Raw genomic sequence first — 26,314 nt, forward strand, 5'->3', positions numbered from 1 at the left:
ACTTTCCACACTGAGTGGAAAGTCTTTTTTAGTAAATAGCCATACATGTCTTTACATTCTTTTTTAGTGAACATGCGTCTGCTGAGCCGGCATTTTGGACAAACGAACAGCTAGGAGAAAAGCTGTTGTAAGAAACACACCAATTAAAGCAATAACACCTTTCCAGCCGTACGCACTCCAGCACAAGCCCGCCACCGTCCCTCCAACGCTTGATCCTGCATAGTAAAAAAACAAATACAAAGACGAAGCCTGAGCTTTGTCATGGGTGGCTCTTCTTCCCACCCAGCTGCTTGCGATGGAGTGACTTCCAAAAAAGCCAAAAGTCAGCAGCAAAAGCCCGGTAATTTTTATCCATAAAACCGGATGCAGCGTAACAATTGAACCTATAAGCGTAACAGCAATCGTACATAACAGCACTTTTTTCCGGCCATATCGATCCGCCAGCGTCCCCATCCAGACTGAGCTGAATACTCCCACAAAAAAAATAACAAAAATAAAACTTACAAGCGTATGATTCCAAGAATATGGAGGTGAGGATAAAGCGTATCCAATATAATTGTATAATGCTACGTTACTTCCAAGCAGCGCAAAACCAATAGCAAAAAGGCAAAGCATCCCTTTATCTTGAAGATGACTGCGAAGAGAGCCAGTAAGCTGACGAAGTTCAAAGGATCGCGAAGTGAAGTTTTGTGAATCTGGCAAGTTCATAAAAAAAACAAAGGTGGCCAGTAAACTGATTACGCTTACAACATCAAGAGCTACGGACCAGTTGAAATATTCCGTGAGTACCCCTGTCATAAGCCTTCCCGCTACGCCTCCAAAGGCGTTTCCGCTTATATAAATCCCCATCGCTTTCCCTAAACTCCCTGGTTCAATTTCTTCTCCTAAGTAAGCCATGGCCACAGAAGGCAGCCCTGCTAAAACGATTCCTTGAATGACGCGAAATACTAATAGTGTTTCAAAGGTAGAGCTAAATGCTGTCATGATGCATAGCAATGACGCAAAAATTAACGATAGGCCCATCAGTTTCTTCCGTCCCCACACTTCTGATAAAGAACCTAAAAAAAGCATGCTAACGGCTAGCGTGATGGTTGTTAACGAAAGAGACAAGCTGGCAAACGCCGGAGATATCCCGAATTCTCTAGAAAATTCAGGTAAAATGGCCTGTGTACAATATAAAATCGAAAATGTGTTGAAGCCAGCTGCAAAAAGCGCAACATTTGTTTTGCGAAAAGCTGATGTTCCAATTACGGTATAACTCACAGTTGGTCACTTCCTTTTTCTCTAAAAAAATCATATCACGGTTTTTTTATTCTGTATAATTCATTATGTAAATCGTTCTCATGCATTTCGGTAATGAGTAAAGTGAACAAATATGGCGAGACAACAGCCTGCTTATTTTCAAACAGCTGCATACGAGAATGAAGATAGTACCCTCTCTCGTTTTACACACATATAAAAAAGCTGAGCCAGTTTTTCATGGCTCAACTTTTTAATCCAGTACATAAGATGCTAATACTTTTTGCACGTCGTAAATGCTTTTATCTTTACGAAACTCTTTTGAGATCGGTGCACTAGAACCCGATACCCAAATATTTAATTCCGCATCTAAATCAAATGTTCCAGCCGTTTCTACGCTAAAATGGGTAATCGTCTTATAAGGAATGGAATGATAATCTGTTTTCTTTCCTGTCACTCCTTGCTTATCAACGATAATTAAGCGTTTCGTCGTAAACACCATTAAATCGCGAATGACTTTATATGCTTGTTCCACTCGCTCGTTGGCAATTAAAATATTTTGTAAGTCTTTTTCAGTTCCTCTTATATCTGCTTCTGATGCATTTCCTAATAGTCCATCTAATATACCCATACTGATCACTCCTTTATATCTACACTACCGCATTTTGTTCTGTCTGGAAACCCAAAACGTTTTTTTAATGAATTAATTTACTTTCACGCGCTTTTTTTGTTAATTTTGCGCTCGTTTTACTAAGAGGCTTATGAAGAAAAATGCCAACGAGCAGCACGCCAAGCCAAATGCAAAGAAGAACCGTAACGTCTTTTCTGACAATATCCGCTAACATGCCTCCTACCACTTCTCTCATCATGCTTATTGCATACGTAAATGGTAAAAACGGATTGATTGCTTGAAAAAAAGCAGGCACGACTTGAATCGGAAATGTACCGCCTGCAGCAGAAAGCTGAAGCACAAGTAAAACAATCGCCATCGCTTTTCCTGCATTGCCAAATATCGCAACAAGCGTATAAACAATCGTCATAAATACGAAGCTGCACAGCAAGCCTAAAAAGATAAAAGGCACTTTATCTACGACATACGTTTTGATTAAAAATAAATCCCCTAGCGTCACAATAAAAGCTTGCACGAGAGCAATAGACAAAAACGTTAAAAGTCTTCCAAGATAGACTTCATAGCTTTTGAATCGTTCTTCATCCGCTACTTCTACGCTTAAAATCGAAACTAACAGCAAAGCTCCGACCCACAAGCAAAGCGTTGTATAAAACGGCGACATAGCTGAGCCGTAGTTCGGAATCGGGTAAAGTCTTTCTTCTTTTAAAAGAACCGGCTTAGCAAAAAAGTCACTTTCTTTTTGCACATCATTCTTTAGCAAATTAATAATATCTTCAATATTTTCTTTTTGCTGAAATTCTCGTATTTTATCTGCTATATTGTGCACGTTTTGTTCAATTCGCGGAAAGTCTTTTGCTATTTTCCCAAGCTCGTGCTGTCCAAGCAAAATGCCACTGGCTGTTTTAGACAGAACGTTAGAAACATCCGGTATGCTTTTGTTAGCTTCATCAAGCAGTGAGTTTGCGCTTGCCGTTTTATCTTTCGCTTCTTTGATTGCTTGTTCAACAGCAGGCACAATCGTAGAAGAATATGAGTTCGTTAACGCATTTAATCTAGAAACAGCTCGATCGGTGCGAGAGCTGAACCTATCAAGTACGCTTTGATTGGGAACATCCCCATTCTTTGTTTGTTGCTGCAGACTGTTTACATCCGAAAGTTGCTGCTGTAAAAGCGTATTTACATCTTTTATGTCATTAATAACAGGTGAAAGAACTTTTTGTTGAGATAACGCATTTAAATCTGTAAGAAGTGTAAGAATCTCTCCTGTGTCAGCAATTTGTTTTGTTAACTGCCCTTTTAGCTGTTCCGCTGCTGCGCTGACTTCAGCCGGTGCTATATCTTTTTCCATCAGCTGATTCTTCAATTCTTGAACTCGGAGAGCTCGTTGCTGAACCCGCTGCAGCGTTTCGTTGATCGTTGGCTCAGCGTTTTTTAAAACTTCATCGCTTTTAGTTAAAAAAGTGTTTAGCTGCTGAGTCATCTGTGCGCCGTCAGCTGTTAGTCTCTCTACTTCAGGAAGAGCGGCCTGAGCTTTTGATACAATGGCTCCAGCTTTTTGAGTGGTGTCATTCGCTTCATTAATTACTTTTTTGATTTCAGGAAGACGATTTTCAAGTTCAAAAATCCGTTGTTCAACTTGTTGAATGGTCGGCAAATCTCGCTGCAGTGTAATACCTAGTTCGTTAAACACTGAAAAAATGGCTCCATTCGCTGTTTTGACGAATTTTTCACTGATTTGTTGTGTTAAGCTGCTGGCTCCTTTACTTGTAATTTTAGGCGCCACTGCGTTTATTTTTTCGTTCACTTTGTAAATAATGACCGGTTTTTCCAAACGATCTTGAAGAACGGTACCAAGCTTTTGTGAAAAATCTTTTGGAATAACAATACTTGCATAATAGTCACCGTGCTTTACTCCGTGATCAGCTTTTTCTTTTGAGACAAACGTCCATCCAAGCGTTTTATTTTTTTTTAACGTTGCAATAATATCTTTTCCCACGTTCACGTGCTGACCTCTTATCGTAGAACCTTCATCTTCGCTCGTTACTGCAATGGCAATACCTTCAGTCCGCCCGTATGGGTCCCAAGATGCTTTTATATTAAACCATGCGTAAAAAGACGGCAGAATCATAAGCGTCAGCACAATGATAATCATTGCCCAATTGGTGAAAATTCTTTTTAAATCCCGCGTATAAATATAAACAGTATTTTTCATATGTCCCACCCAGTTTTATTGTTACAAGTTAGCTTATCCATGTTCGAAGAAACATATTTCTGATACTATAGAAAAAGTTAGATATGGTTTTACTAGAAAGGATGATGAATATGACCGAAAGACTTTATTATAGCAATCCCTACATAAAAACATGGGAAACTGAAGTGATAGAGACGCGCTCTCTTTCGAATGGCTACGCGTTAACGTTAAAACAAACCGCTTTTTATCCAGAAGGAGGCGGGCAGCCTTCTGACTACGGTAATATTGCCGGAATCGACGTAAAAGATGTGTATGAAGAAAATGGAAAAGTATATCATATCGTGGATACACTCCCTGAACAAGCGAACGTCACGTGTGAAATTGACTGGCATCGCCGCTTTGATCATATGCAACAGCACAGCGGACAGCACTTACTTTCGGCTCTATTAATCGATACATATGATATTCACACCGTTAGCTTTCACTTAGGAAGCGAAGCAGTCTCTATCGATCTGAATGTACCTCAGTTATCTCATGAGCAGTTATTACACATTGAAAAAGTTGTAAATGACGCTATTTACAGCAACCGTCACATTAAAACGTACGAAGTGAAAAAAGAAGATCTGCATACTCTTGCGCTTCGCAAAGTGCCCAACCTAGAAGACGAAGTGGTACGCATTGTGGAAATTGAAGGCATTGATGTTTCTGCCTGCTGCGGTACGCATGTGAATCAAATTGGAGAGCTTGGCCTTATTAAACTTACGAAAACAGAAAAGCAGCGCGGCAATACACGCCTCTTTTTTAAATGCGGCATGCGTGCATTAGCTGATTATCAGCAGTCTCAAGAAATCGTAGCAGAAATTAGCAATAAATTCAGCACAAGCCGTGAATTAGTTGTAGAACGCATTAAAAAATTGGAGACTGAACAAAAAGAGCTGCAAAAACAACTAGAAGAATTAAAAAATGAAAATGCAGCTTATTTAGCAAGTGAATTAGAAGCCAAAAAAGAAGGTTCATTTCTGTACCATCACTTTGAAAACCGCACATTAAAAGATGTGCAAGCTTTGACGAAGCAGCTGCTTCAAACACCTGATACGACGCTTCTTTTTGCCTTTTCAAGTGATCAAAAAGTCTTACTGGCTCACAGCGGAAGTGAAGTAAAATGCGGAGAACTTTATAAAGAGCTGCTTCCGCTTTACGATGGAAAAGGCGGCGGCGGACCAAAACAAGCTCAAGCCAACTTTTCATCTTCTGAAAATATGAACGCATTTATTAGCGCAGTAAAAGAAAAAATAACGGGAGCATAACAAAAAGCCTGTCTTTTTTAAAGACAGGCTTTTTCCACTCAATCAGCTTACTAAATAGCCAATTAATAATCCAATTGATAAAGTAAATCCAAAAAACGTATTTGTTTGCGCAGTTGCTTTCATTGCAATAAGCTCTCCGCGTACAAATGCCTGTACGGCTTGAATTGGCTTAGGTGCACTAAGAAACACTAAGAAAATCCAAGGGCTAATATCGAAGAATACCACTAATGCAACGGTCCAAATATAGGCAATGCCAAACAAAGCAGCTAAAAATCTAATCGCATTTTTAGAACCTAATAAAATGGCTAGCGTACGACGTCCGCCTTTTGTATCTTCTTCTATATCACGAATGTTGTTAGACAAATTAATCGCACCTACTAAAATCGCAATCGGAAGTGATACAAAGATGCTTTCAGACGTTACGGTATCCGTTTGAATAAAAAATGAAATCAACACGAACATCGCGCCCATGCAAAGACCTGAAAATAATTCTCCAAACGGCGTATACGCAATCGGAAGCGGTCCGCCCGTATACAAATAACCAATCGCCATACCTACTAATCCAACTAAAGCAAGCCACCAGCTACTGTTTGCACATATATATACACCTAAAATAAGAGCAATTCCATAAGAAATAAGTGCTAAATTTAATACCGTTTTCGGTTTCATGCCGTGTCTGACGATGGCTCCTCCGATACCTACGGAGTCTTCTGTGTCTAACCCGCGTTTAAAATCATAGTACTCGTTAAATAAGTTCGTCGCAATTTGAATCCACAAACATGAAAAAAGCATCGCAAGAAACATCCAAACATTCACATGGCCATAAAACATGGCTAGAACTGTTCCAATTAAAACCGGTACAAACGATGCTGTTAGCGTATGAGGACGGGTTAATTGCCACAAAATCTTCCCTTTACTGTACTGCTCGACTGCAGCTTTGTTTTCTTTGTTATGACTTATCATCATCCTCTTCCCTTCTATTACGAACCGTATCTCTATTTAAAAGTGCTGCTTTTAATATAACGAATGATAGCAAACTTACTCTAATACAATACACGTCCGCCCAACAAAAAAATCACGGAACTCTTTAAAATATAAGTTCCACTCTATATCATAATAATTTATTGCTCTTTTTACAAGATGACCGCTTATACATTTCCGATTTTTTTCTACAAAAATCTGCTTTGACGCAGAAATTCATAGGAAAAAGATAAAAAGCCTATCCGAAAAATAAGTTTGAGACATAAAGAAATAAATCCAATCTAAAGACGAATAAATGGGATGCATGAGCTGACCGCTTGTTACACCTCAATGATTTCCAAGCAAGACGTCGCTTTCCGCGGGCGGCCGCTGAGCCCGCAGGAGTCTTTGCCTTGCCCTCTAACCAACTGCTAGAAGGAACGAAACACATGAAAGCTGCCTTCACAATAAAAAAAGCCGAACGAATTGGATTCTCAATCAAAAATCCAACTCGTTCGGACAAGCCACTTTTTATCACTACATCTTAGTAATTAAAATCTTCGTCTCCGTGTCTTCTGCGGAATCTTTTATGAAAACACGAATCACATATGGCGTGATCATGATTCCAAGGAAGGTCTTTAGAACACGTACTGCATGTTCTTTTAAATTTTTTCATATCTTTTCTTAATACGTTATGGATTTTATCTGTAAGCTCTTCTCGGACACGCTCCCAGTAAATAGCCTCTGGCCTTCTGTTCATTCGATATAAAAATAAAAGATGCAGGCCAATCGCCTTATAAGATAGCTCTAATTTTTCCAGTGAGCCTTCTATCATCCGTGGTTCAGGTAACTCTTCCCTGTTAACAATCGCATTCATGCTGGCAACCCACTGCTTTTTCAAAGAGCTTTCTTTTGCTGAAAAAGGCAGCTGCAAGTAGCCGTATAAATCAACAATGGGCATTTTCGCTTCAATCAGCGTGTCTTTTACTTCCTCATAAAGCTCACGTTCTTGTGCCAAATTTGATTTTTGTGTACCTTTTGGATTTTGAAATTTAGCCCACATGTCAAAAAACGTTCCGAGGTCATGATGATATTCTTTAAATCTTCTTAGCATATCTGAAGTAGGAGCAATTGAAAATTTGCTGATTTGCTCGTCTGTTGAAAATAACAGTTCTCTCATTTGCTTTGCATCTTTAGCGAATGCAACTTCTCCAACATTGTAGAGGCCCTTCCTTCCAGCACGACCTGCAATCTGCTTTAACTCTTGAGAAGTCAGCAATCTCCTCTTTTGCCCGTCAAACTTCATGTTTTCTAAAAGAACAATTCGTCTAATTGGAAGATTTAATCCCATTCCAATCGCATCTGTAGACACAATGACATTTGTTTCTCTATTAATGAACTGCTCAATTTGTTTTCTTCTCGTTTCAGGCGGCATACTTCCATAAATCACGCTAACTTTGTGACCATCTTTTTCTAGCTTAGCCGCTGTCTGGAGCACTTTTTTACGCGAGAAAACAATTAAAGCATCTGCGGGTTTTACTTGTTCAATTTTAAACCTTCGAAGATCTACTTTTAAAGGTATATCTCTTTCATACTCATGAATTTCTGATATCACACCGTCAAGCATCTCTTCTAACATACTTCGAATGCTTAAACTCCCGATAACATGAACTTGTTTGGCATTAGCTCGGGTGATGGCTTTATACCATGAAAACCCTCGGTCTCTATCTTGAATCATTTGTGCTTCATCAATGACTGTTACATCGCCATGTTCTAATTCACTAAACATCTCTACGGTACCGGCCATATGCTGAGCGTCTTCAACAATCTTTTCTTCTTCACCTGTTTTTAACGAACAAGGGACTCCGTCCTTGTTCAGCTTTTCAAAAACTTCTAAGGCTAACAAGCGAAGCGGCGCTAAGTAATTACCCGAAGCAGCTTTTTTTAATGACTTTAATGCCGTATACGTTTTTCCTGTGTTTGTATCACCGAGATGAAGGATGTATTCCGTTTCTTTTCTTGGGTCCATTTCGTATTCTGCACCAAAAATATAATTTAACTGTCGCTGTTCTTCTTCAATCAGCTTTTTCTTTTCTTCACGTTCACGTTCTTGTTGTAATCGTCTTTCTTCCAGCTGCTGTTGATATCTTTCTTGATGCTCTTCAATCGTTAAGTTGTGATCTGAAACTTCCAGTACATCGGAAAGCTTTTCTTCTACAAGCATTTTTTTATATTCATAGACCAAATCCGATAAATCACTTCTAAGTGCTTTTATAATATCCATTCTTGTTACGGAAGCATTTGTATAAGATTTATATTCTTCTTTAAATGAAGCAGGAAGGTCATCCATGATCATAGTTGGAATGATTTCATAAATCTTATCGGTGATAAATACCTCGTATACATCTTCATACGTTTCAAACAAGATAATCGTTGAATATCTGTCTAATTCTGAGCTTACGCCGCCGGTGAGCTCTTGAAAAAAGTCATGAACCGTTTCATAATCATGACGTGTCAAATCACCGTTTTCTATTAATTCATCTTCAAGTTCAGTATGCGGCGCATAGTTTTCAATATACTTTGAGTTTGTTTTAATGTCTTTTGACAGCTGATGGGAAAGCTGTTCTCTTATATGTAGGTAATACAGCTCTTTGTTTACTTCCAAAATAGGAGCTGCTTCTAAGTTTAACTGTAATTGATATCTGGCTTTTCGATCATTAATACTTTGCTGTCTTTCTTTCTCTTTTCTTTCTTCTTCTTTTTCGGCAAATTCAGCTCTTGCTTCTCCGTATAGTGATAGCCACTCCGCTTTATTGCCCTTTCCGTACTGCTTTTCTAGCCAAGAAAAAGCATCAAACTCTATACCTTTTCTCGTTTCTTTAGCAAATAACTTATCTATAGCTTGAGGTTTATACCCTTTCACCTCAAAGCCTTTCTCTGTTAAATATGACTTTCTGCTTTTTTTAGATACAGAAGAAACAACTGCTTTTCTCCACGTAGTTCCCCAGGCCTTTTTAATAAAAGAGTGCCTGTCTGTTAAATAAGTCTCAAAATCCGGACATTCGTCTTGTTCACCTAATACGCTTTTTATATCCTGTAGTAATGTATGTTTAGTTTTTTCAATGGCCCTGCTTTGAATAGCCTCTAATTCGAGCATAAAATTCTCCTTTGGAAAGTTTTCCTACGTTTATTATAGGAAAGACCCCTTACAGAATCAAATACATGTTATTACTTTATTTTCAGCTCGATCAAGAACCTCTCTTTTCCCCGCTTTTGCTTATTTCTTAGCTATTTTTAACACAAAAAGCTCCTTTAAATAGGAGCTTTTTGATTATTTTTGATAATTCAGTCTATTTTAAACGTATATCAAGCATTTTTGTCGATTCCCTTTGAGTAAGGGATGGAAAGCTGTGAAAGTTTGGTTAACAATACATGCAAAACACCTGTAAATAAAAAAGCTAAGATCGTTGCGCCTGTGGCTAGCGGGTGAACGTACGTAAAATAGTAGGCAAATACAGCCCCCACTATGTAAGATACATACACATGAAGGTTAAAGCCTTTTGTATACCAGTACAGTTTATTTTGTTTTTCTAAAATAGCTGAAACGTCATAGTGTTTTCGGCGAATGATATAATAATCAACAAGAACAATCGCAATAATAGGAATAAATAAGACACCGATCATAAGCAAAAAGCTTTGAAAATTTGTCATCAACCACTCTTTTAATAAAGAACCTAGGACTGTGACAACTCCCATGGTTAGTGCCGGTATCCAGAACCTCTGCTTTGGAAAAATAGATAAATAAGACATTGTCGCGCTATACAATACCATTACGTTGGTTGACAGCACCGATAAAAAAATTACGATGGCAGCTACTAACCCTAACATCGGACTATATGCGCCAATTAAATTTACCGGGTCATACGTTTGCGTCATATTTCCGAGAATTGAAAAACCAGAAACCGTTGCGCCTAATCCCATCGCAATCAAAGTCGCAACGTTATAGCCTAAATAAGTGCCCGCAATGCCCGTTTTTTCAGATTTACAGTTTCGGTTATAATCGCAAACAATAGGAATCCACGTAAAAGCTGTAGCTACTACAATATCAAAAGCTAACATTCCTGTAATACCAGGATTTTCGCTTGCTTTCATTTGAATTAATTTTGCTGCATCAAATTCAATAAACAAGTAGCTAAACACAACGGTTGCCAAAATGACCATAAGCGTAGCTACTAATTTTTCCGTTGCTTCAATACCTTTATGCCCGTATATAGAAATAGCTACTACCAACACTTGAGTAAGAATTGTAAATAGATTGATATTGCTGTAACCGGTCAAAAAAGTAACGGCATGATTTAAACTTAGCCCTGCCATGTAAGCTTGAATCCATGCCCAGCCGATTAACGTAATAAGATTAACAGCAGCAGGAAGCATAGCACCTCTTTGTCCAAAAGCTGGTCTCATCAAAACCATGGTTGGAAGACCGGTGCGAGTTCCGATATTCCCCATCAGCACGAGCGGTATGGCGCCAACTAAAGAGCCAAGCACAATAATAAATAATGCCTTTAAAAAGGTCATATCGGGTACAAACAGCATTCCGGTAAAAACGGTCGTTACCACCACATTGGCTCCTATCCACATGGAAAATGTAGAGAAGAAGCCCATACTTCTTTTATTCATTGCAATCGGCTGCACATCATCATGGGCGAGACCACTTTTTGTTGTCATTCCTATTCCACCTTTCACTTTTATTGATACCAATTGGCTCGAGCTAGCTTGAAATTTGTATTTACATGTTTTGTTTCAGTAAAAGCAGCTAATCCTGATGGACCTAACTCCCGGCCAATGCCGCTTTCTTTAAAACCGCCCCACGCCGTTTCAATATGAGGCGTATGGTAGCCGTTGATCCAAATCGTTCCCGCTTGAAGATGTTCAGCAACTCGCTCTGCTTTCATTACATCATTCGTTAAAATTCCTGCAGCTAAACCAAATCTCGTGCCGTTGGCAAGTGCTATGGCTTCTTCTTCACTTGAAAAAGATTGAACGGTAATAACGGGACCAAATATTTCTTCTTGTACGACTTTCATATGCTGCTCCACATCGACGAGCACAGCCGGCTTTATATAGTTTCCACCTTCGCAGTCAATTAACGTTCCTCCTGTTAATAAATTCGCGCCTTCTTCTTGACCTAGCTTGATAAAATCCTGTATTTTGTTCAGATGCGCCTTGCTAATAACCGGACCCATCTCCGTTTCTTCTCTTAAGGGGTTACCAATTTTTATAGCAGCAACAGTCTCCGTAAGAGTAGAAAGAAACGGCTTATAAATAGATTCATGTACGAGTATACGCGATGAAGCTACACACACTTGCCCTTGGTTAAAAAACGAGCCAAACATTGTCCAGTCTACTGCAATATCAATTTCACTGTCTTCGAAAATAAGAAGCGGAGATTTCCCTCCCAGTTCAAGCGAAACTCTTTTCATCTCTTTTGCGCACTGCTGATAAATACGTTTGCCTGTTTCTGATCCTCCTGTAAAAGAGACTTTGGCTACGTCTTTGTGTTCAACAAGGGCACTTCCCACTTTACCGTCTCCTGTAAGTAAATTAAACACGCCTTCTGGTATACCAGCTTTTTCACATAGTGAAGCTAGCTTTAAAAAAGAAAGTGGCGTTAATTCTGACGGCTTAAACACTACTGTATTTCCAGCTGCTAAGGCAGGAGCCAGCTTCCACATACCAAGCAGCAAAGGGAAATTCCAAGGAACAATCAGCGCGCATACGCCGATAGGTTCTTGAATGATTTTACTGTTTGTATCGTCGAACATGTCCTTTGTCCACGGCTGGTTTTCTTCTATTAAATTTGCGTAATATCTTAAACAATTAATCGTATCTTCAATATCTAACTGCGCTTCTTTTATCGGTTTGCCAGTATTTAATGTTTCTGTTTCAGCGAATATACTCGCTTCATTTTCTAATAAATCTGCTAGTTTCTTAAGCACCTCTACACGCAGTGATTTATTTTTCTTCCATTCACTCTGTTCAAAAGCCTGCTTTGCTTTACCTACCGCTTCCTCTACTTGTTGAAACGACGAATCGAATACTTTCGCTATGATCTTATTGGTCGCTGGGTTGAGTATTTCTCTTTTACATGGTTTTGCTTGCTTCTTATCTACTGTTACATTTACTTGCTCGTTCATAGTCCAACACTCCCTATAGAGAACTCTTATATAAAAGTGGGAAGATAATAGTACCTTCCCACTTTTACCGCCTTGCTTATATTCAGTCGCGCGCTTGCACTAACAGCGCTTCTTCTTCTTTTGCTTTTTTTCTTAACGCAATAAGCGTGATAAATTCATAAACAATGTTCGAGGCCGCTGCTGCTGTAATTTGGCCATGGTCATAGGCTGGCAGTACTTCTACTAAATCAAAACCGACAAAATCAATATTTGTTAAGCCACGAACAAATTGAAGCGCATCGTCAATACTTGCACCCGATACTTCAGGTGTTCCTGTTCCCGGTGCGTAAACTGGATCTAAAAAGTCAATGTCAAACGATAAAAATACGGGCCCTTCTCCTACACGTTCATGAATAATTTCTAGCATTCTTTCAACGCCTAGTTTTTTATATTCATTTGTCGTATACAGAGCTAGACCTAAGTTCTTTGCATCTTCTAAATCTTCAATTCCGTACAGACCGCCCCGCATACCAATTTGAATCGAACGTGAAACGTCGATTAACCCCTCTTCAATTGCTCGTCTAAACACGGTACCGTGATTGTATTTTTGTTCAAAATAACTATCCCACGTATCAGAGTGAGCATCAAACTGTAAAAGCGCTACGGGTCCGTGTTTCTTCGCGATGGCACGAAGTTCACCAAGCGTCATCGAATGATCACCGCCTAATGAAATAGGAATAATTCCTTCATCCACAACCGGCGTTAACCCTTCTTCAATTTTTTTATACGTTTCTAAAATATATCCCGGAACCACTGCCAAATCGCCGTAGTCCACACCTGAAATGTAGTCAAAAATATTAATCTTTTGTTCTGGGTTATACGGACGAAGCAAAATGGAGAAATCTCGAATAGCTTCCGGCCCAAAACGTGCTCCTGTTCGAAAAGATTGCCCTGAATCAAATGGAATACCCGTCACAATAAAATCCATATCTGCATTTACTTGTTCTACATACGGAAGTCTCATAAACGTTCGGGGTCCACAAAAACGCGGAGATTCAAATGAATTTTTCGGCTGATATTTTGGCATGATTTATTCCTCCTAATGGGTTTCATTCATTAGCGCCGTATCATCATTTTAGATACTGACGCTTTTTATTTAGATACTTTTTATTAATGCAAAATGCATGCCAAATTTCATCACCCTATTTCGTGCAATTATGGACGATTTTCAATTCATAATAGAATCAAAACAAAAAAACCGATTCAGTACTGAATCAGTTAATTCATTTTGAATTATATTTTCCTTATTTAATATTGTACTTTCGTAAACGTCTTACAACCGTAGGCTGACTGATTCCTAATGCATCTGCCATTTCATACGTCGTTTGACACTGACGATAAGCACGAATCAGCCAGTTTTTCTCCACTTCTGCAAGTGCTTGCTGAAGCGTCATTCCCTGAGAGGTTAAAACATCTAGGGTCTCCCATTCTTCTTTTTCACTTCTGATCTTTTCTGCATGAAACGGCAGGTCTTGAAGCGAGATACTGTTTTCATCCGTTGTTAACACGAGGCGTTCAATCGTATTTTCTAGCTCGCGCACATTTCCGGGCCACGGATGTTCAACCAATTGATTTAATGCTTCTGCATGAAAAAATTTCTTCATTTTATATTTTTCATTTTGTTTATGTAAGACATGATAAAGCAGTGCCGTGATGTCTTCTTTTCGCTCGCGAAGCGGAGGAATCGTAATCGGAATAACGTGCAGCCGATAAAATAAATCTTCGCGAAATGTTCCTTTTCTCACTATTTCTTCAAGCGGCTGGTTTGTTGCTACAATCAGCCTGAAGTTTACATGTTTGGCTCGTTCACTTCCAATTTTGGTGACTGTTTTTTCTTGCAGCACCTTTAATAGCTTCACTTGCATATCAAGTGGCAGCTCTCCTATTTCATCTAAAAAAAGGGTACCGTTATGAGCTAATTCAAACTTTCCTATTTTTCCTTTTGTACTTGCACCTGTAAAAGAGCCTGCTTCGTATCCAAACATTTCAGATTCAAATAAACTAGCTGGGATAGCTCCGCAGTTGATTTCAATAAACGGCTCTTCTTTTCGTTCACTTCCATAGTGTAAAGCACGGGCAAAAGCCGTTTTACCAACACCCGATTCACCTAGCAACACAACCGTTGCATCGCTGTCTGCCACGCGATTAATAATGGACCATACCTTTTTCATCGATTCACTTCGTATGACCATATCATTTGACTGCTGTTCCCGAAGCTCTTCCGCTTCTAGCTGATATGTTTTCATTTTCACTTCGAGCTGCTGATAATCTTCTTTTAAGCGCTGAAGCTCTGTTAAATCATGTGAAAAGCTGATTACTCTTTTCATACACTGATGTTCATCATACACGGGAATACCGGTTGCCATTACAACTTTACCCGTTTCTGTTTTTTGCATCAGCTGTACTTCTTTCTTTTTCTTTAACACCTCAATCGTAACGGAAGGTGAAAATATCCCGCGGTCTTGCAATTCGTATACGGTTTGTCCCACTAACTCTGACACGTCATACCCGTATATATCACGGCAGTTTTGGCTCGCTCGTAAAATACACCCTTTTTCATCAGTAATAACGATATTGTCGTTAGAAGCATGCAAAATAGCTTCAAGCTCTCGTTCAATCATCTCAGTGCAGTACCCCTTTTTATTTAATCTGATTTTTCAAATATTTATACCTTCTATTTTATCAGTAAACTCGCTTATTCAACACAAAAAGCTCCTTTAATAGGAGCTTTTTGTTTAAGATAGCTGCTTCATTTTTTGTTTGAATAACGCTACTTTAATCATAAAATAAGTAATGTTTTCAGGTAATTCTTCTTTGATTGGTTTTAACTTTTCATCGCCTACTGAGGAAGCAGCTTCTAAAATAAGCTGTTCGTCCTCCTCTGAAAGAAAAGGTGACCAGTCAATTTCTTTTTCTTCTTCTGCGCATTTAAACAAATGATTTTCAATGGTAATGCGGCTCAATTCACGTTCAGCAGCAATTTCATCTAACGATTTTCCTTGCTGAAATAGCTCATACGTCATTAAGTGAGAGCCCTCTTTTGATGATGCTCTTGCTTTTTTCGGAGCAGGCGCTGATACGTCTCGCTTTCGCTCTGGATTTTCTTCACAAAACTGTTTGATTTCAGTCGTGAATCGTTCTCCGTACCGCTCTTGTTTTTGTTCTCCCACTCCTTTTACAGTAGCGAACTGTTCAAGCGTTACCGGAATTTTTGCACACATATCATGAAGAGTATCGTCTGAGAAAATAACAAAAGGAGGCACGCCGGCTTCGTCTGCTAGCTGCTTTCGAACGGAACGCAAATGAGCAAACAGCTCGTCGTCTTGGACAATTTGCTTCACTTCCATTTGTTCTTTTCTCATCACTTTTTCCGTACCAAGAAGCACGCCTTTTCCTTTGGCCGCTACGGATAAAGTAGGAAAGGACCCTTGTCCTACTAAAATAAACTGCTCTGAAATCAAATACTCAATAAAATCGCTCACTTCTTTAGCCGACCGGTCGCTCATGACGCCGTACGTTTTCAGTTTATCAAAACTAAAATCAACTACTTTTTTATTTCGAGAACCCGTTAATACTTGAGCAATCATCATTTTACCGAAACGTTCGCCCATACGAATCATACAAGATAATACTTTTTGCGTATCGACTGTTACGTCTATTTCCACACGATCATCCGTACAATTGCTGCAGCGTCCGCACTCATGCGCTTCACTTTCTCCAAAATAATGAAGAATATACGCCTGTAAACAGCCTTCTGTATGACAGTAGTTCACCATATTTTGCAGCTTTTCAAGGTCTTGAATCTGCTTTTTAGGATTCGACGTTGACTGTTCAATCAAAAAGCGCTGCACGCGAATATCCTGAGGTGAATAAAGCACGATACACTCACTTGGCAGTCCATCACGACCAGCACGGCCTGCTTCTTGATAATAGCTTTCCATATTTTTCGGAAGCTGATAGTGAAGAACAAATCTAATATTCGATTTATCGATCCCCATTCCAAAAGCAGAGGTAGCCACCATCACCTGCACATCATCTTGCAGAAAGCGGTTCTGCTCTTCATCACGGCTGTTCCCATTCATACCAGCATGGTATTTTGATACATTAACTCCTGACTTTTGCAATCTAGCATGAAGTTCTTCAACATCCTTACGCGTAGCGGCATAGATAATACCCGCTTCTTGGTCATTTTTACGGATATACTCCTCGATATAGCTGATTCTATCCTGACCTTTCACGACAGCGAACGATAAATTTTCACGTTCAAACCCAGTCATCACCGTGTACTCTTCATTAATGTGAAGAGCTCGGCAAATATCTTCACGCACTTGAGGCGTCGCCGTAGCCGTCAGCCCCATCACAATCGGAGCGTTAGACAACTTGCTGATCAGTTCATTGATGCGCAAATAACTCGGTCTAAAATCATGGCCCCACTGTGAAATACAGTGCGCTTCATCTACCGCTACAAGCGGAATAGGAAGCATTTGAAGCTGCTCTAAAAACTGCGGAGACTCCAGTCGTTCCGGCGCTACATAAAGCAGCTTATATTCGCCAAGCGCGACTTCTTCTAAGCGCTGCTGCACCTCCGTGTGCGTCAGCGAGCTGTTAATATACGTAGCCGGAATACCAGCTGCGTTCAGCGTGTCAACTTGATCTTTCATCAAGGAAATCAACGGAGAAATAACCAGTGTTGTTCCTTCCAAAAGCAATGAAGGAATTTGATAACAAAGCGATTTCCCTCCTCCTGTTGGCATAATACAAGCGGTATTGTGCCCTTCTAAAACATAACGAATAGACTCTTCCTGTCCTTTTCGAAATGAATCATAACCAAAATAGGACTGTAAATGTGTTAAAGCTTGTTCAAATTGCAAAATTGCGTCCTCCTTTAAAATAAGTAGAAATAGTGGTTGAGGAATTAAGTTAGAAGAAATTGAGACGTAGAGCTCTATTTTATCAAATCTTGGAGGAAGTTGCACAGAATTCGTTGATTTAAGGTTATAGCAAAAATGATAAGCGAAAAGCCCTCAATTTATAACTCTCTTTCCTATTACAAACAGTCTTTTTATGTATGTCAGGACTCCTTTCCCAAAAATCTTTCCCCATTCCATTCTTTTTTCCTGTATACTTAAGAATAGGAAAGAGGTGCTTATCACGAGACATCCTGTAGAAACGATTTATTATTTAGAAAATCCACAGCGTAATATTTCAACATATGCTTCCACAACTCAGTTAACGGTTGAGTCTGTTGTGAAAGATGTGTTTGGTGTTGCTTGCGTAGCAGATATTAAAATTATGCTCCAATATAATAAAGAATTCCGCAAAAGTATTAGTCAATTACACAATGCAATGGACGATGATCTTACGTTAGAAATGGTTTTTCGAGTTGCTTCAAAAGAGGATTTGCTTCGATTTAAAAAAAGTTTACTTGAAAGTAGTTTAGATGACGCAGAAACGTCAATAGACTGTCCATTCAGCGCAACCATTCAATTACAAGATGGTCGATATACATGGAACGAGTCTACTTCTGTTTATGAAAAACAAAAAGAACGTCTTTCATCTTAAATTTCTCTATTTTTATGTATGCAAAAAGCCTGGATCTTAGTTATTTAAGATCCAGGCTTTTTGCAGTTTGTACTGTACCTTAAAAGGTCAAAAAAAAACGATGCAGGAAAAAGGCTAACTAAAGCTTCTTCCCGCTTATCCTTCACAGGATTCTCCTCAAAAATAACAGCGCTGCTTTCCCTTCTCCTATGTTAGGCTTTTTAACTCAATTTCAGAAAATAGGTTTTATCTCTTCCAATAACGTGTATACACAAACCAAGGAGATAAGTTACTTAAACTTCTCTTCATTACTCAACGTATTCGAGAAAGTTGTCTATCATACAAGGAGGTTTTTTGAAATGGTAAATGTAAAAGTAGTTGAAAATGGCGTACAGGCAAAAGATACAATTGAACAATTTTTGCGTGAAGGATTTACAAAAGACGAAGTTTATTTACTTGCACACCATCAAGATCGCTCCGAGGATTTAACAGCTGCAACAAATACAAACAACATTGGTCTTTCTGAACAAGGTGTTTTTGATGCGATTGCGAATGTTTTTCGTTCTCGAGGAGACGAGCTTCGTGCCAAAATGCGTTCATTAGGATTATCACAGCCGGAAGCTGAACGCTACGAAGAAGAATTAGATCACGGCAAAGTAATCGTCGTTGCATCAAAAGTTGCTTAATAAAAAAGCCCTACAGCAGGGCTTTTTTATTTTGACTTCCTCCCTTTTACCCTTTCATTAAAGAAGTCATTCATACATATGATTATGAAGATAAGAGTTACTGTGAGGAGTGATATATTGATTATAGGAATTGAGTACACAAAACGTGTGAAAAATGGATTAGTCGTTAAAAATATTCCTTACAAGATACACGATAAACCTTGTGATGAAGGCTGCTGTAAAAATGATAAAACGATAGGCGTCAGAGACAAATTAAGGGTTAATTGGCTGTTGAATGTTTTTATGCCTAGCAAAAATATAACAGTATTTGATTATAAATATTGGTCAGAGGAATTAACTTCGTTATGGAGAGAGCATCGGAGAAAAACGATATAATACACCTGATAAAAAAACTCCTTGATGAGCAAGGAGTTTTTTTCTATTTACTTCATTTTCTAGCCCCAGCGTATTTATTACGCATTGCCGCAATTTTTATACCTTTAGATGTGGTGACAGTAAATGTACGGTCTTCATTATAGATTGCTTCGTGAGATGCTTTTTCTTCCACTCATCATAATCAATTTTATATGTAACATTTCTTAGCTGTGTTTATCCTTTTCTGCTGAAGGCAATAATGAAGATGCATAAACTATATAAAGGGTGAAAAGTTATGATTAACGTCATTGAGACACTACTTGACTATATAAAAAACTCTTCTACAGATGACTCGCCCCCTCCCCCACATATTGGTGAGGCTATGGGATGCTGGTTATATTTCACTGCTTTAGCGGAAGAAGTACCTGCCTTAGAAACCTGTCTTAATACAACAACCAACAGTGAACTGCTTAAGCTTATTCAAGACTCAAAAAACCTGGCTGAATCTCAGATTGATACCCTAAAAAAATTAATGGTTAAAGAAGGAATTCTGCTTCCTGAAATACCGGCTACCAAGCCGAAATCCGACCCTAACAGCATTCCATTAGGAGCAAAAGCAACGGATTCTGAAATTGCTAACTTAATATCTGTAAAAATTGCTTCTAATATCGTCATGTGCAGCACGAATATGGGACAGTCTATTAGAACCGATATTGGATTGATGTGGCTAAAATTCCACACTGAAAAGATCATATTAGGATCAAAAGTAAAAAGTTTAATGCAGCAAAAAGGCTGGCTTAAAATCCCGCCTTATTATTATTCACCTGGAGCACCTCATAACTAATTGAAGTGTTTTAAGGTAAGCAGCATAGATAACCTTATATCTAACACATTTAACGAGGTGCTTGAATATGGATTTCCCTACAATTCATACAAATTTTTGGGACGCAGTCATTGGTGTTCCTGTCGTATTAATCGTGACGCAGCTGATCAAATGGCTTTTCCGTCCTAAAAAGCAGTATGTTCCGACTATTGCTTTAGCTGTTGGCGTGCTTTTTTCAGTGTTTATCAGTCACCCTCATCATATTATTGCCGGATTGTTTATGGGATATTTTTATGGGTACGCCGCAATTGGCAGCTATGCCGGTCTTAAAACAACGTGGAGAACGATTAGAAAAGATACGTCTCCTTATTCATCAGACTAAAAAACCAGCGAAATATTCGCTGGTTTTAATCTTCACTACTTATTTCTTCTGCTCCTAGCTCTTTGGCTAAGTGAACAACCGATTGATTGATTTTCCATACGTAATAAATGTTATGCAGCAGCTGAAGATGCTGTAAATTTCTTGATTGAACGGACGTATCAAAATAATCTAAAGATTGTTCAATCTTTTGCCTTACATCTTCAAGCGTGTATACATACGTTCCTCTTTCTCCTCTTAACGCTTTTTCAAGCTGAGTGAAGTTGCTTGCTACTTTCTCTTCCACTTCCTTTACTACACCATGAAATTCTGCTTCCTTATAAAAAGCCTCGCTTCTAGTAGAAGAAGCTACCAAATGCTTGGCGTAATAATTAATGGCGGTAAAAACGGTCAAAAATTGCTGAAGACGTGAACGGCCAACGAAACCTTTGATAATAGGATCTGAATCAACATGAAGCTGTTTTAGCTTTTTTTCTAATTCCATTCCTTTATCAGCTAAATTGGCAAACGCATACTGCTTCGTAAAACGATGCAAATAAGTGTGAACAAATTCTTTTAAAGCCGCTACGTATTCTACTGAGGTGTCGGTTATTTTATCTCTTGTTCTTTTAGGAAACACAAGAGCAGATACGGCTAAACCAATTCCAACTCCTACAACTGTATCTAATACACGAGCTAGTAACAAACTCTCTGAAATCCCCCCAAGAAGCATGTCATACATAAAGGCCAGCATCATCGTAATCCAAAAGCTCATAAACGAATACGTAATAGGAAAGAAATAAAAAGCCATAAACACACAGATAAAAAGCAGCGTTATTTCAAGTATCCCAGGTGAGACAAAGCTTGCGACAACAAAGCCAACAGCTGCTCCTAAAAGCGTTCCTACGCTTCGCTGCACGGCTTTTACAAACGTACTTCCTATCGTTTCTGTACCAAGAAGCACTAGATAGCCTGCTAACAGCGCCCAATATTGATGCGATGGAGATAAAAAAGAGCCAAATATTAATGTCGCAACAGCAGTGATGACCGCTTGAATAGACTTTTTCGTAGATGGTTTTAATCCTTTTTCTTCATCATTGTCCTCTTCGTCTTCTTTTTCTTCCGCTTCTTTTTGAGGCTGTTTTTCTTGTTTCACAATTGCTTGCTGCAGCTCATAGGCTTCATCAATCACGTGATTTGATATCGTTTCGATACGGCGGATTAAGTAAAGCCAATCTTTATACCTTTTATCTTGAGGTTCGAGTTCACTTAATTTTTGGCGCAGCTCTTGCAGATGCTGAGCTGCATCCGTTAAGGAATGAGTAGGATTTTCATTTAATACCTCTGCTTCGCGAATCGATTCCACTAGCTTTAACAGCAGCTGCTGAATATCAAAATGATTAAATGCCTTTAATTCACTGAGCTTTCGAATCGCCGGGGAATATGTCTGGAGCAGCATAACTGTATCAAATACATAAAGGCGCATCTGTTCAGCTGTTACGCCAGGCCATATGTCGTGGGGATCTGTATTTCCAAGCTCTTCTGATACTACACGGGCATACTCGGCCAGTTTTTTAATATTGCGGTTATATTGTTTGATTTGAGCCGGTTCAATTCTTTTCTTTTGAATTAACTCAATAATTAAATCAAGCACCAAATTCACTTGAATATGAAATGATTTCATTGAAGACCTCAGCACGTTGGCAGGCCGGTCTTTAAAGATAACAAAATTATAAATAAATGCACAGCATGCTCCTACTATAACGCCAGCTAACAGCCACGGCAGCTGAGAAAATGTGACGTGTAAAATAGAAGCAAAATAAAACGACATAAAGGCTACCATCGACAGGGAAAAATAGCGAATACCAAATCTCTGTAAATAAAAAGACAAAAACACCAACAGAACGAGAAAAATATTTTCTGCTTGTCCATATCGTGATAAAAACGAGCCAATTCCGAGAGAAACGGCGCTAGAAAGCGCTACTAAGCCTGTTGTCACTTTTTTTGCTTTTGTTGTTTCATCATTCACAACCAATATACCCATCAGGCCGATTACGCCTGCTAAAATAGCAGCGGTAATTTGTGAGCTTCCCGCTGCTTTTAATACAATCAGCATAATAACGACCGCTGTAATGACGCTAATCGTAGCTTTGGAAGCCGTTTTGAGCCTTTTTCGTCCAGGGTCTGCAGCAACTAAGCGGCTAAACCAATATGAAAAAATAAACACCCTCTCCTTTCGTGCTGTAGAGTTCTTTGTAGAAAGAGTAATATTATTACTTATACCCTTTTTTATTCTTTTCTATCGTATGTAAGCACGTTTTTACACTATAACATTGCGAAGGACTAAAGAGCTAAACAAATGCTTAAAAACACATCTGTTTTCTATCAGATGTGTTTTTAAGCATTAATCAGTACTTACAATGTAAGAGAAGAAATTTCCCACCCGTTTGTTAATGGATTTCTCTTTAAAGTAAAAACCATCGTGGTCTTTTGAGCCCCTTTATCTTCGTAATAAATAAGGCACTCTACGGCGATTTTCTCTTTTGTTTTATACTTTTTTGCATGAAATAAGTCCGTTTTATAATAAATAGTGGAGATACTATGCAGTTTTGCCCATAGCTTATGCTCTTGCTTCACGCGCAAAATCGGTTGCATCAAAGCATCATCATCTTGCTTTAATCCTGTTAAAAACATATTTACGACTTCTGCCGGCTCAGCTTTTAATGCGTATTCATCAAGCTTTCCTCCTGCTTTTAATACCATTAACTGATGACCTGGATCCACATTTTGAGACTTGTGAGTCGTACTTCCTGCAAAGTGAATGCAAAAATGACCGGGGAATCCATTGTCAAGCGCACCGGCTCCGTGAGGCATTCCGTTCATGGAAGCGGCAAGCATTTGACCTTTAAACGGAATGAGAACAGCTCTTCGGTTCCAGCTCCATTTCCCATTATATAAGTGCTTCATTACTTTCGTATCTTGACGTGTAAGCGGCTGAACATCTGCATGGTGTGAGCCTGCTCTTCGCTGCACGTAAAAGTAAAAGCCGGTTTCTACATCGATCACTTTAAATTTTTTCCCCTTCGGCAGTAAGCTTTCTACACGTTTCCACTTTAATACTTTTCCTGTGTCACTTACCGGAAAATACGTAAGGTTTTCTTCTGCTTTCATCTTTTGGGGATGCACAAAAAAACTAATAAGCATAAAGACTAAAATCATTAATTTTGTCATTGTCTACCCTCATTACCTTGTAGTTTCTCTATGTAATATGCGAAAGTACACAGACAATTATAAATAGAAATTTTTACACGCTAAGCTCATGGAAAATAATACAAAAAAGAGCTTGTGAATCTTATACATTAAACGGTTCATTTTATTCATACTAACAGGTGAAAGCGAGGTATATGATATGAATTTCACTTGGATGGTTGGACTTTTAATGCTCATTCAACCTCTTTCTACACAAGACCACCTATCTATTACTCATGACGGTAAACCAATTGAACGGATTGAACGGGATAAAGTGGCCGTGCCTCTTCTTCCTGTACCTATGGTTGATCATGATCGATACAATCTTCTTCTAGAAGAATTGGATAAAAAAACATATAGAGAGCCCATAAATGCCCGCATTGATAAAAGCGGACAAATTGTTCCTGAGCAAGCGGGTGTCAAACTATATCATAAAGATTTTGCGGAGAAATTTTATACTTATTTTTTTAACGGCGGTACGTCAACATTAGAAATCCCGACGCTTCCTGTTCCGCCTCGCGTAGATAAAGAGCTGCTTGCAACGATTCGAATTAAGCAAATCGGTCATTATCATACGGTATTTAACCCTCATAATAAAAATCGTTCTCACAATATTTCTCTTGCAGCTGAATCACTAGACAGCAGCGTTATATTTCCTGGGGAAGTTTTCTCTTTTAATCAAACCGTCGGAAAAAGAACGGCAGCAAAAGGGTATATGCGTGCGCCAATCATTGTAAAAGGAGAGTATTCTGAAGGAGTTGGAGGAGGAATTTGCCAAGTTTCTTCTACTTTATTTAACGCCGTCGATAACGCTGGCCTAACGATTACACAGCGTTACTCACACAGCCGCAGTGTTTCCTACGTACCTCCTGGACGAGACGCTACCGTCAGCTGGTATGGACCTGACTTTCATTTTAAAAATACGTATAGTGATCCTTTGTTGATTCGAGCGCAGGTGCACGGGGGAGTCGTAAGCGTGGCCGTTTACTCTACTGATGCGATTGAATATAAGCCTCGCCGCGTGCCTTGGGCTTCTATTGATCAGTTGCCGAAAGAGAAAAAAATTGAATCGCATGTTGATACTGAGCCTGCCGATTAAAACGTAAAAAAGCAAGGAGTAAGCCCTCCTTGCTTTTATTTATACAGCTTATACAGCTTTTGTTTCATCTGCATCTTTAATCGCAGCGTTTTTATCTACCTTTGTCGTTCGATCGTATTTGGCTGGATTTTGAGCAATTTTGACTAATGCAATAAGAACACCTATACCTAAAAACAGGGCAGGAACTCCTCCTAGATTGGCTAACATTTTAATTCCGTCTAATTTTGCAAAACTAATCATCACCCACCCTACTAAACTTACAGTGACACCCCATACTACTTTAATCATAATGCCCGGAGACGGGCTTTGCGGAGAAATTCCCGATGAACTGATTCCGCCCATCGCTTCCATATTAGAATCTGCCGCTGTCACGAATGAAATGAACACGATAAACAAGTAGAACGGAATAACAAATTTAGCGAACGGTAAAGCAGCAAATACTGCATACAAAACGGCTTCAGGCCCGTTTTGTGCCATAATATCTGCGAGTTTCCCTCCTGTCATTTGCATATGAATCGATGTTCCGCCAAATATCGTCATCCATACGCCTCCAAAAAAGGCTGGTAAAATAAAGTTCACAAGAATCATCGTTTTCACTTTATATCCGTATGCAATTCTTCCTAAAAATAATGCGGTGATAGCTGCCCATGAAAACCAGCTTGCCCAGTAAAAAGTAGTCCATGACTGCGGCCACGTATCGCCTGCTGCCGCTCCTGTAAATAAGCTTTTTTCAAAAAAATGCGTAAAATAATTACCGGCCGACTCCGTCCCTAAATTTAAAATATAAGAGCTTGGTCCTACAATAAATATAAAAATGGCAATGCCGTAGAACGCTTTCATATTAATATCTGATAAAATTCTAATTCCTTTCATTAAGCCGCTTGATGCGGATAAAATAAAGGTGATTGTAACGGCAGCCGTTATAATCGCCCAGAGTAAAGGGTTGCTGGCAATACCGCTCAAATGATTAACGCCTCCTGCTAAATTTAAAACACTTGTTCCAAGAGAAGAGGCCATCCCAAGAGCAAGAGTGTACAAACATACCGCATCAATTATTTTTCCTGTTTTCCCGTTAATTTTATCCCCTAAAATTGGAGCTAGCGTAGATCCTAGACTGAACGGTTTTTTCATATTGTAATAAGCAAATGCAAATACAATTGCAGGTACGCAATAAATTGCATACGGCGAAATGGTCCAGTGAAGGTACATAGAAGACATCGAGAAAATGGCTGCTTGTGGAGAATTCGGTTTAATTCCTAACGATTCAGGAGGTGCAGATACGTGGTAGATCGGTTCCACAATTCCCCAAAACGTAACGCCTGCAGCTATGGTTGTACATAAGGTAATCGCAAACCAGTTGCCGAATTTAAGAAAGGGTTTTGCGTCAGGCCCTCCTATTTTAACATTGCCAAGCGGTGAAAAATAAACACCAATACATGCAATTACCATCAGCAGCCCGCTAATGCTAAACAGCCAGCCTAAGTTAGAAATAACCCAATTATTTGCATTAGTTGTAACTGTTGTAAAGGTTTCACGGTTTGTAAAACTTAATAATGCAGCTCCAATTAACAATAAAAATGGAGGCCAAAATACAGCATGTCTGATCTTTTTCATTACGCTTCCTCCTGCCTGATTAATGA

20 protein-coding genes are annotated in these 26,314 nt (G+C 39.0%); 7 read left to right on the top strand and 13 right to left on the bottom strand.

The genetic code is table 11. From position 1 onward, the window contains the following. Positions 1-63: 63 nt before the first annotated feature. From AC1DEF_RS08645 to AC1DEF_RS08655, 3 genes are all read right to left on the bottom strand, one after another. Positions 64-1,263 carry an MFS transporter gene (locus AC1DEF_RS08645; RefSeq protein ID WP_097823463.1) on the bottom strand — a complete coding sequence of 400 codons (1,200 nt, stop codon included), beginning with the start codon at positions 1,261-1,263 and terminating at the stop codon, positions 64-66. 229 nt (positions 1,264-1,492) lie between these two features. Further along, positions 1,493-1,870 carry a PH domain-containing protein gene (locus tag AC1DEF_RS08650; RefSeq protein WP_014460184.1) on the bottom strand — a complete coding sequence of 126 codons (378 nt, stop codon included), beginning with the start codon at positions 1,868-1,870 and terminating at the stop codon, positions 1,493-1,495. A gap of 64 nt (positions 1,871-1,934) precedes the next feature. Continuing rightward, a complete protein-coding gene (locus AC1DEF_RS08655; protein WP_097823464.1) occupies positions 1,935-4,082 on the bottom strand; it encodes a YhgE/Pip domain-containing protein in 2,148 nt (715 codons plus the stop codon). A 110-nt stretch (positions 4,083-4,192) separates the two neighbouring features. Here AC1DEF_RS08655 and AC1DEF_RS08660 point away from each other — a divergent pair, with 110 nt between their 5' ends. Then, positions 4,193-5,368, top strand: coding sequence for a DHHA1 domain-containing protein (locus tag AC1DEF_RS08660; RefSeq protein ID WP_097823465.1), 1,176 nt, complete (start codon positions 4,193-4,195; stop codon positions 5,366-5,368). 42 nt (positions 5,369-5,410) lie between these two features. Here the strand turns inward: AC1DEF_RS08660 and AC1DEF_RS08665 are convergent, their stop codons facing one another. From AC1DEF_RS08665 to recQ, 7 genes are all read right to left on the bottom strand, one after another. Continuing rightward, complete coding sequence (locus AC1DEF_RS08665) at positions 5,411-6,334, bottom strand: 1,4-dihydroxy-2-naphthoate polyprenyltransferase (RefSeq protein WP_097823466.1); 924 nt, start codon at positions 6,332-6,334, stop codon at positions 5,411-5,413. A 538-nt stretch (positions 6,335-6,872) separates the two neighbouring features. Continuing rightward, positions 6,873-9,485 (bottom strand): helicase-related protein, encoded by a 2,613-nt coding sequence (locus AC1DEF_RS08670; protein ID WP_097823467.1) that lies wholly within the window; start codon positions 9,483-9,485, stop codon positions 6,873-6,875. Positions 9,486-9,694: 209 nt separating this feature from the next. Further along, positions 9,695-11,056, bottom strand: coding sequence for a purine-cytosine permease family protein (locus tag AC1DEF_RS08675; protein WP_097823468.1), 1,362 nt, complete (start codon positions 11,054-11,056; stop codon positions 9,695-9,697). A gap of 20 nt (positions 11,057-11,076) precedes the next feature. After that, a complete protein-coding gene (locus tag AC1DEF_RS08680) occupies positions 11,077-12,525 on the bottom strand; it encodes an aldehyde dehydrogenase family protein (protein ID WP_318331301.1) in 1,449 nt (482 codons plus the stop codon). Between the two features lie 82 nt (positions 12,526-12,607). After that, positions 12,608-13,591, bottom strand: a complete 984-nt coding sequence (gene speB, locus AC1DEF_RS08685; RefSeq protein WP_097823470.1) for an agmatinase — start codon at positions 13,589-13,591, stop codon at positions 12,608-12,610. Positions 13,592-13,808: 217 nt separating this feature from the next. Continuing rightward, positions 13,809-15,185 carry a sigma-54 interaction domain-containing protein gene (locus AC1DEF_RS08690; protein WP_318331300.1) on the bottom strand — a complete coding sequence of 459 codons (1,377 nt, stop codon included), beginning with the start codon at positions 15,183-15,185 and terminating at the stop codon, positions 13,809-13,811. Positions 15,186-15,299: 114 nt separating this feature from the next. Next, positions 15,300-17,435, bottom strand: coding sequence for a DNA helicase RecQ (recQ, locus tag AC1DEF_RS08695; protein WP_318331299.1), 2,136 nt, complete (start codon positions 17,433-17,435; stop codon positions 15,300-15,302). Positions 17,436-17,706: 271 nt separating this feature from the next. Here recQ and AC1DEF_RS08700 point away from each other — a divergent pair, with 271 nt between their 5' ends. The 5 genes from AC1DEF_RS08700 (at position 17,707) to AC1DEF_RS08720 (ending at position 20,350) form a co-directional block, all read left to right on the top strand. Continuing rightward, a complete protein-coding gene (locus tag AC1DEF_RS08700) occupies positions 17,707-18,126 on the top strand; it encodes a hypothetical protein (protein ID WP_013056956.1) in 420 nt (139 codons plus the stop codon). Between the two features lie 338 nt (positions 18,127-18,464). Further along, positions 18,465-18,791 carry a YflT domain-containing protein gene (locus AC1DEF_RS08705; protein WP_013056955.1) on the top strand — a complete coding sequence of 109 codons (327 nt, stop codon included), beginning with the start codon at positions 18,465-18,467 and terminating at the stop codon, positions 18,789-18,791. Between the two features lie 117 nt (positions 18,792-18,908). Next, positions 18,909-19,166 (top strand): hypothetical protein, encoded by a 258-nt coding sequence (locus AC1DEF_RS08710; RefSeq protein WP_029321637.1) that lies wholly within the window; start codon positions 18,909-18,911, stop codon positions 19,164-19,166. A gap of 274 nt (positions 19,167-19,440) precedes the next feature. Next, positions 19,441-19,989: a DUF3231 family protein gene (locus tag AC1DEF_RS08715; RefSeq protein ID WP_097823473.1), complete on the top strand. Its 549-nt coding sequence runs from the start codon at positions 19,441-19,443 to the stop codon at positions 19,987-19,989. A gap of 67 nt (positions 19,990-20,056) precedes the next feature. After that, positions 20,057-20,350, top strand: coding sequence for a hypothetical protein (locus AC1DEF_RS08720; protein ID WP_097823474.1), 294 nt, complete (start codon positions 20,057-20,059; stop codon positions 20,348-20,350). A 25-nt stretch (positions 20,351-20,375) separates the two neighbouring features. Here AC1DEF_RS08720 and AC1DEF_RS08725 read toward each other — a convergent pair whose 3' ends face one another. After that, positions 20,376-22,553, bottom strand: a complete 2,178-nt coding sequence (locus AC1DEF_RS08725) for an FUSC family protein (RefSeq protein ID WP_318331298.1) — start codon at positions 22,551-22,553, stop codon at positions 20,376-20,378. 188 nt (positions 22,554-22,741) lie between these two features. Next, a complete protein-coding gene (locus AC1DEF_RS08730; protein ID WP_097823475.1) occupies positions 22,742-23,557 on the bottom strand; it encodes a hypothetical protein in 816 nt (271 codons plus the stop codon). Positions 23,558-23,735: 178 nt separating this feature from the next. Between AC1DEF_RS08730 and AC1DEF_RS08735 the strand changes: the two genes are divergently transcribed. Then, positions 23,736-24,674: a VanW family protein gene (locus AC1DEF_RS08735; RefSeq protein ID WP_043982346.1), complete on the top strand. Its 939-nt coding sequence runs from the start codon at positions 23,736-23,738 to the stop codon at positions 24,672-24,674. Between the two features lie 48 nt (positions 24,675-24,722). Here AC1DEF_RS08735 and AC1DEF_RS08740 read toward each other — a convergent pair whose 3' ends face one another. Continuing rightward, positions 24,723-26,288, bottom strand: coding sequence for a BCCT family transporter (locus AC1DEF_RS08740; protein ID WP_097823476.1), 1,566 nt, complete (start codon positions 26,286-26,288; stop codon positions 24,723-24,725). Between the last annotated feature and the right edge of the window lie 26 nt (positions 26,289-26,314).

Source organism: Priestia sp. 10L35 (assembly GCF_056395685.1).

Excerpts from the sequence above, each read along its gene's own strand:
- AC1DEF_RS08650 (WP_014460184.1), bottom strand. The coding sequence starts at position 1,870 with ATGGGTATATTAGATGGACTATTAGGAAATGCATCAGAAGCAGATATA.
- AC1DEF_RS08655 (WP_097823464.1), bottom strand. The coding sequence starts at position 4,082 with ATGAAAAATACTGTTTATATTTATACGCGGGATTTAAAAAGAATTTTC.
- AC1DEF_RS08660 (WP_097823465.1), top strand. The coding sequence starts at position 4,193 with ATGACCGAAAGACTTTATTATAGCAATCCCTACATAAAAACATGGGAA.
- AC1DEF_RS08665 (WP_097823466.1), bottom strand. The coding sequence starts at position 6,334 with ATGATGATAAGTCATAACAAAGAAAACAAAGCTGCAGTCGAGCAGTAC.
- AC1DEF_RS08670 (WP_097823467.1), bottom strand. The coding sequence starts at position 9,485 with ATGCTCGAATTAGAGGCTATTCAAAGCAGGGCCATTGAAAAAACTAAA.
- AC1DEF_RS08675 (WP_097823468.1), bottom strand. The coding sequence starts at position 11,056 with ATGACAACAAAAAGTGGTCTCGCCCATGATGATGTGCAGCCGATTGCA.
- AC1DEF_RS08680 (WP_318331301.1), bottom strand. The coding sequence starts at position 12,525 with ATGAACGAGCAAGTAAATGTAACAGTAGATAAGAAGCAAGCAAAACCA.
- speB (WP_097823470.1), bottom strand. The coding sequence starts at position 13,591 with ATGCCAAAATATCAGCCGAAAAATTCATTTGAATCTCCGCGTTTTTGT.
- AC1DEF_RS08690 (WP_318331300.1), bottom strand. The coding sequence starts at position 15,185 with ATGATTGAACGAGAGCTTGAAGCTATTTTGCATGCTTCTAACGACAAT.
- AC1DEF_RS08705 (WP_013056955.1), top strand. The coding sequence starts at position 18,465 with ATGGTAAATGTAAAAGTAGTTGAAAATGGCGTACAGGCAAAAGATACA.
- AC1DEF_RS08715 (WP_097823473.1), top strand. The coding sequence starts at position 19,441 with ATGATTAACGTCATTGAGACACTACTTGACTATATAAAAAACTCTTCT.
- AC1DEF_RS08720 (WP_097823474.1), top strand. The coding sequence starts at position 20,057 with ATGGATTTCCCTACAATTCATACAAATTTTTGGGACGCAGTCATTGGT.
- AC1DEF_RS08730 (WP_097823475.1), bottom strand. The coding sequence starts at position 23,557 with ATGACAAAATTAATGATTTTAGTCTTTATGCTTATTAGTTTTTTTGTG.
- AC1DEF_RS08735 (WP_043982346.1), top strand. The coding sequence starts at position 23,736 with ATGAATTTCACTTGGATGGTTGGACTTTTAATGCTCATTCAACCTCTT.
- AC1DEF_RS08740 (WP_097823476.1), bottom strand. The coding sequence starts at position 26,288 with ATGAAAAAGATCAGACATGCTGTATTTTGGCCTCCATTTTTATTGTTA.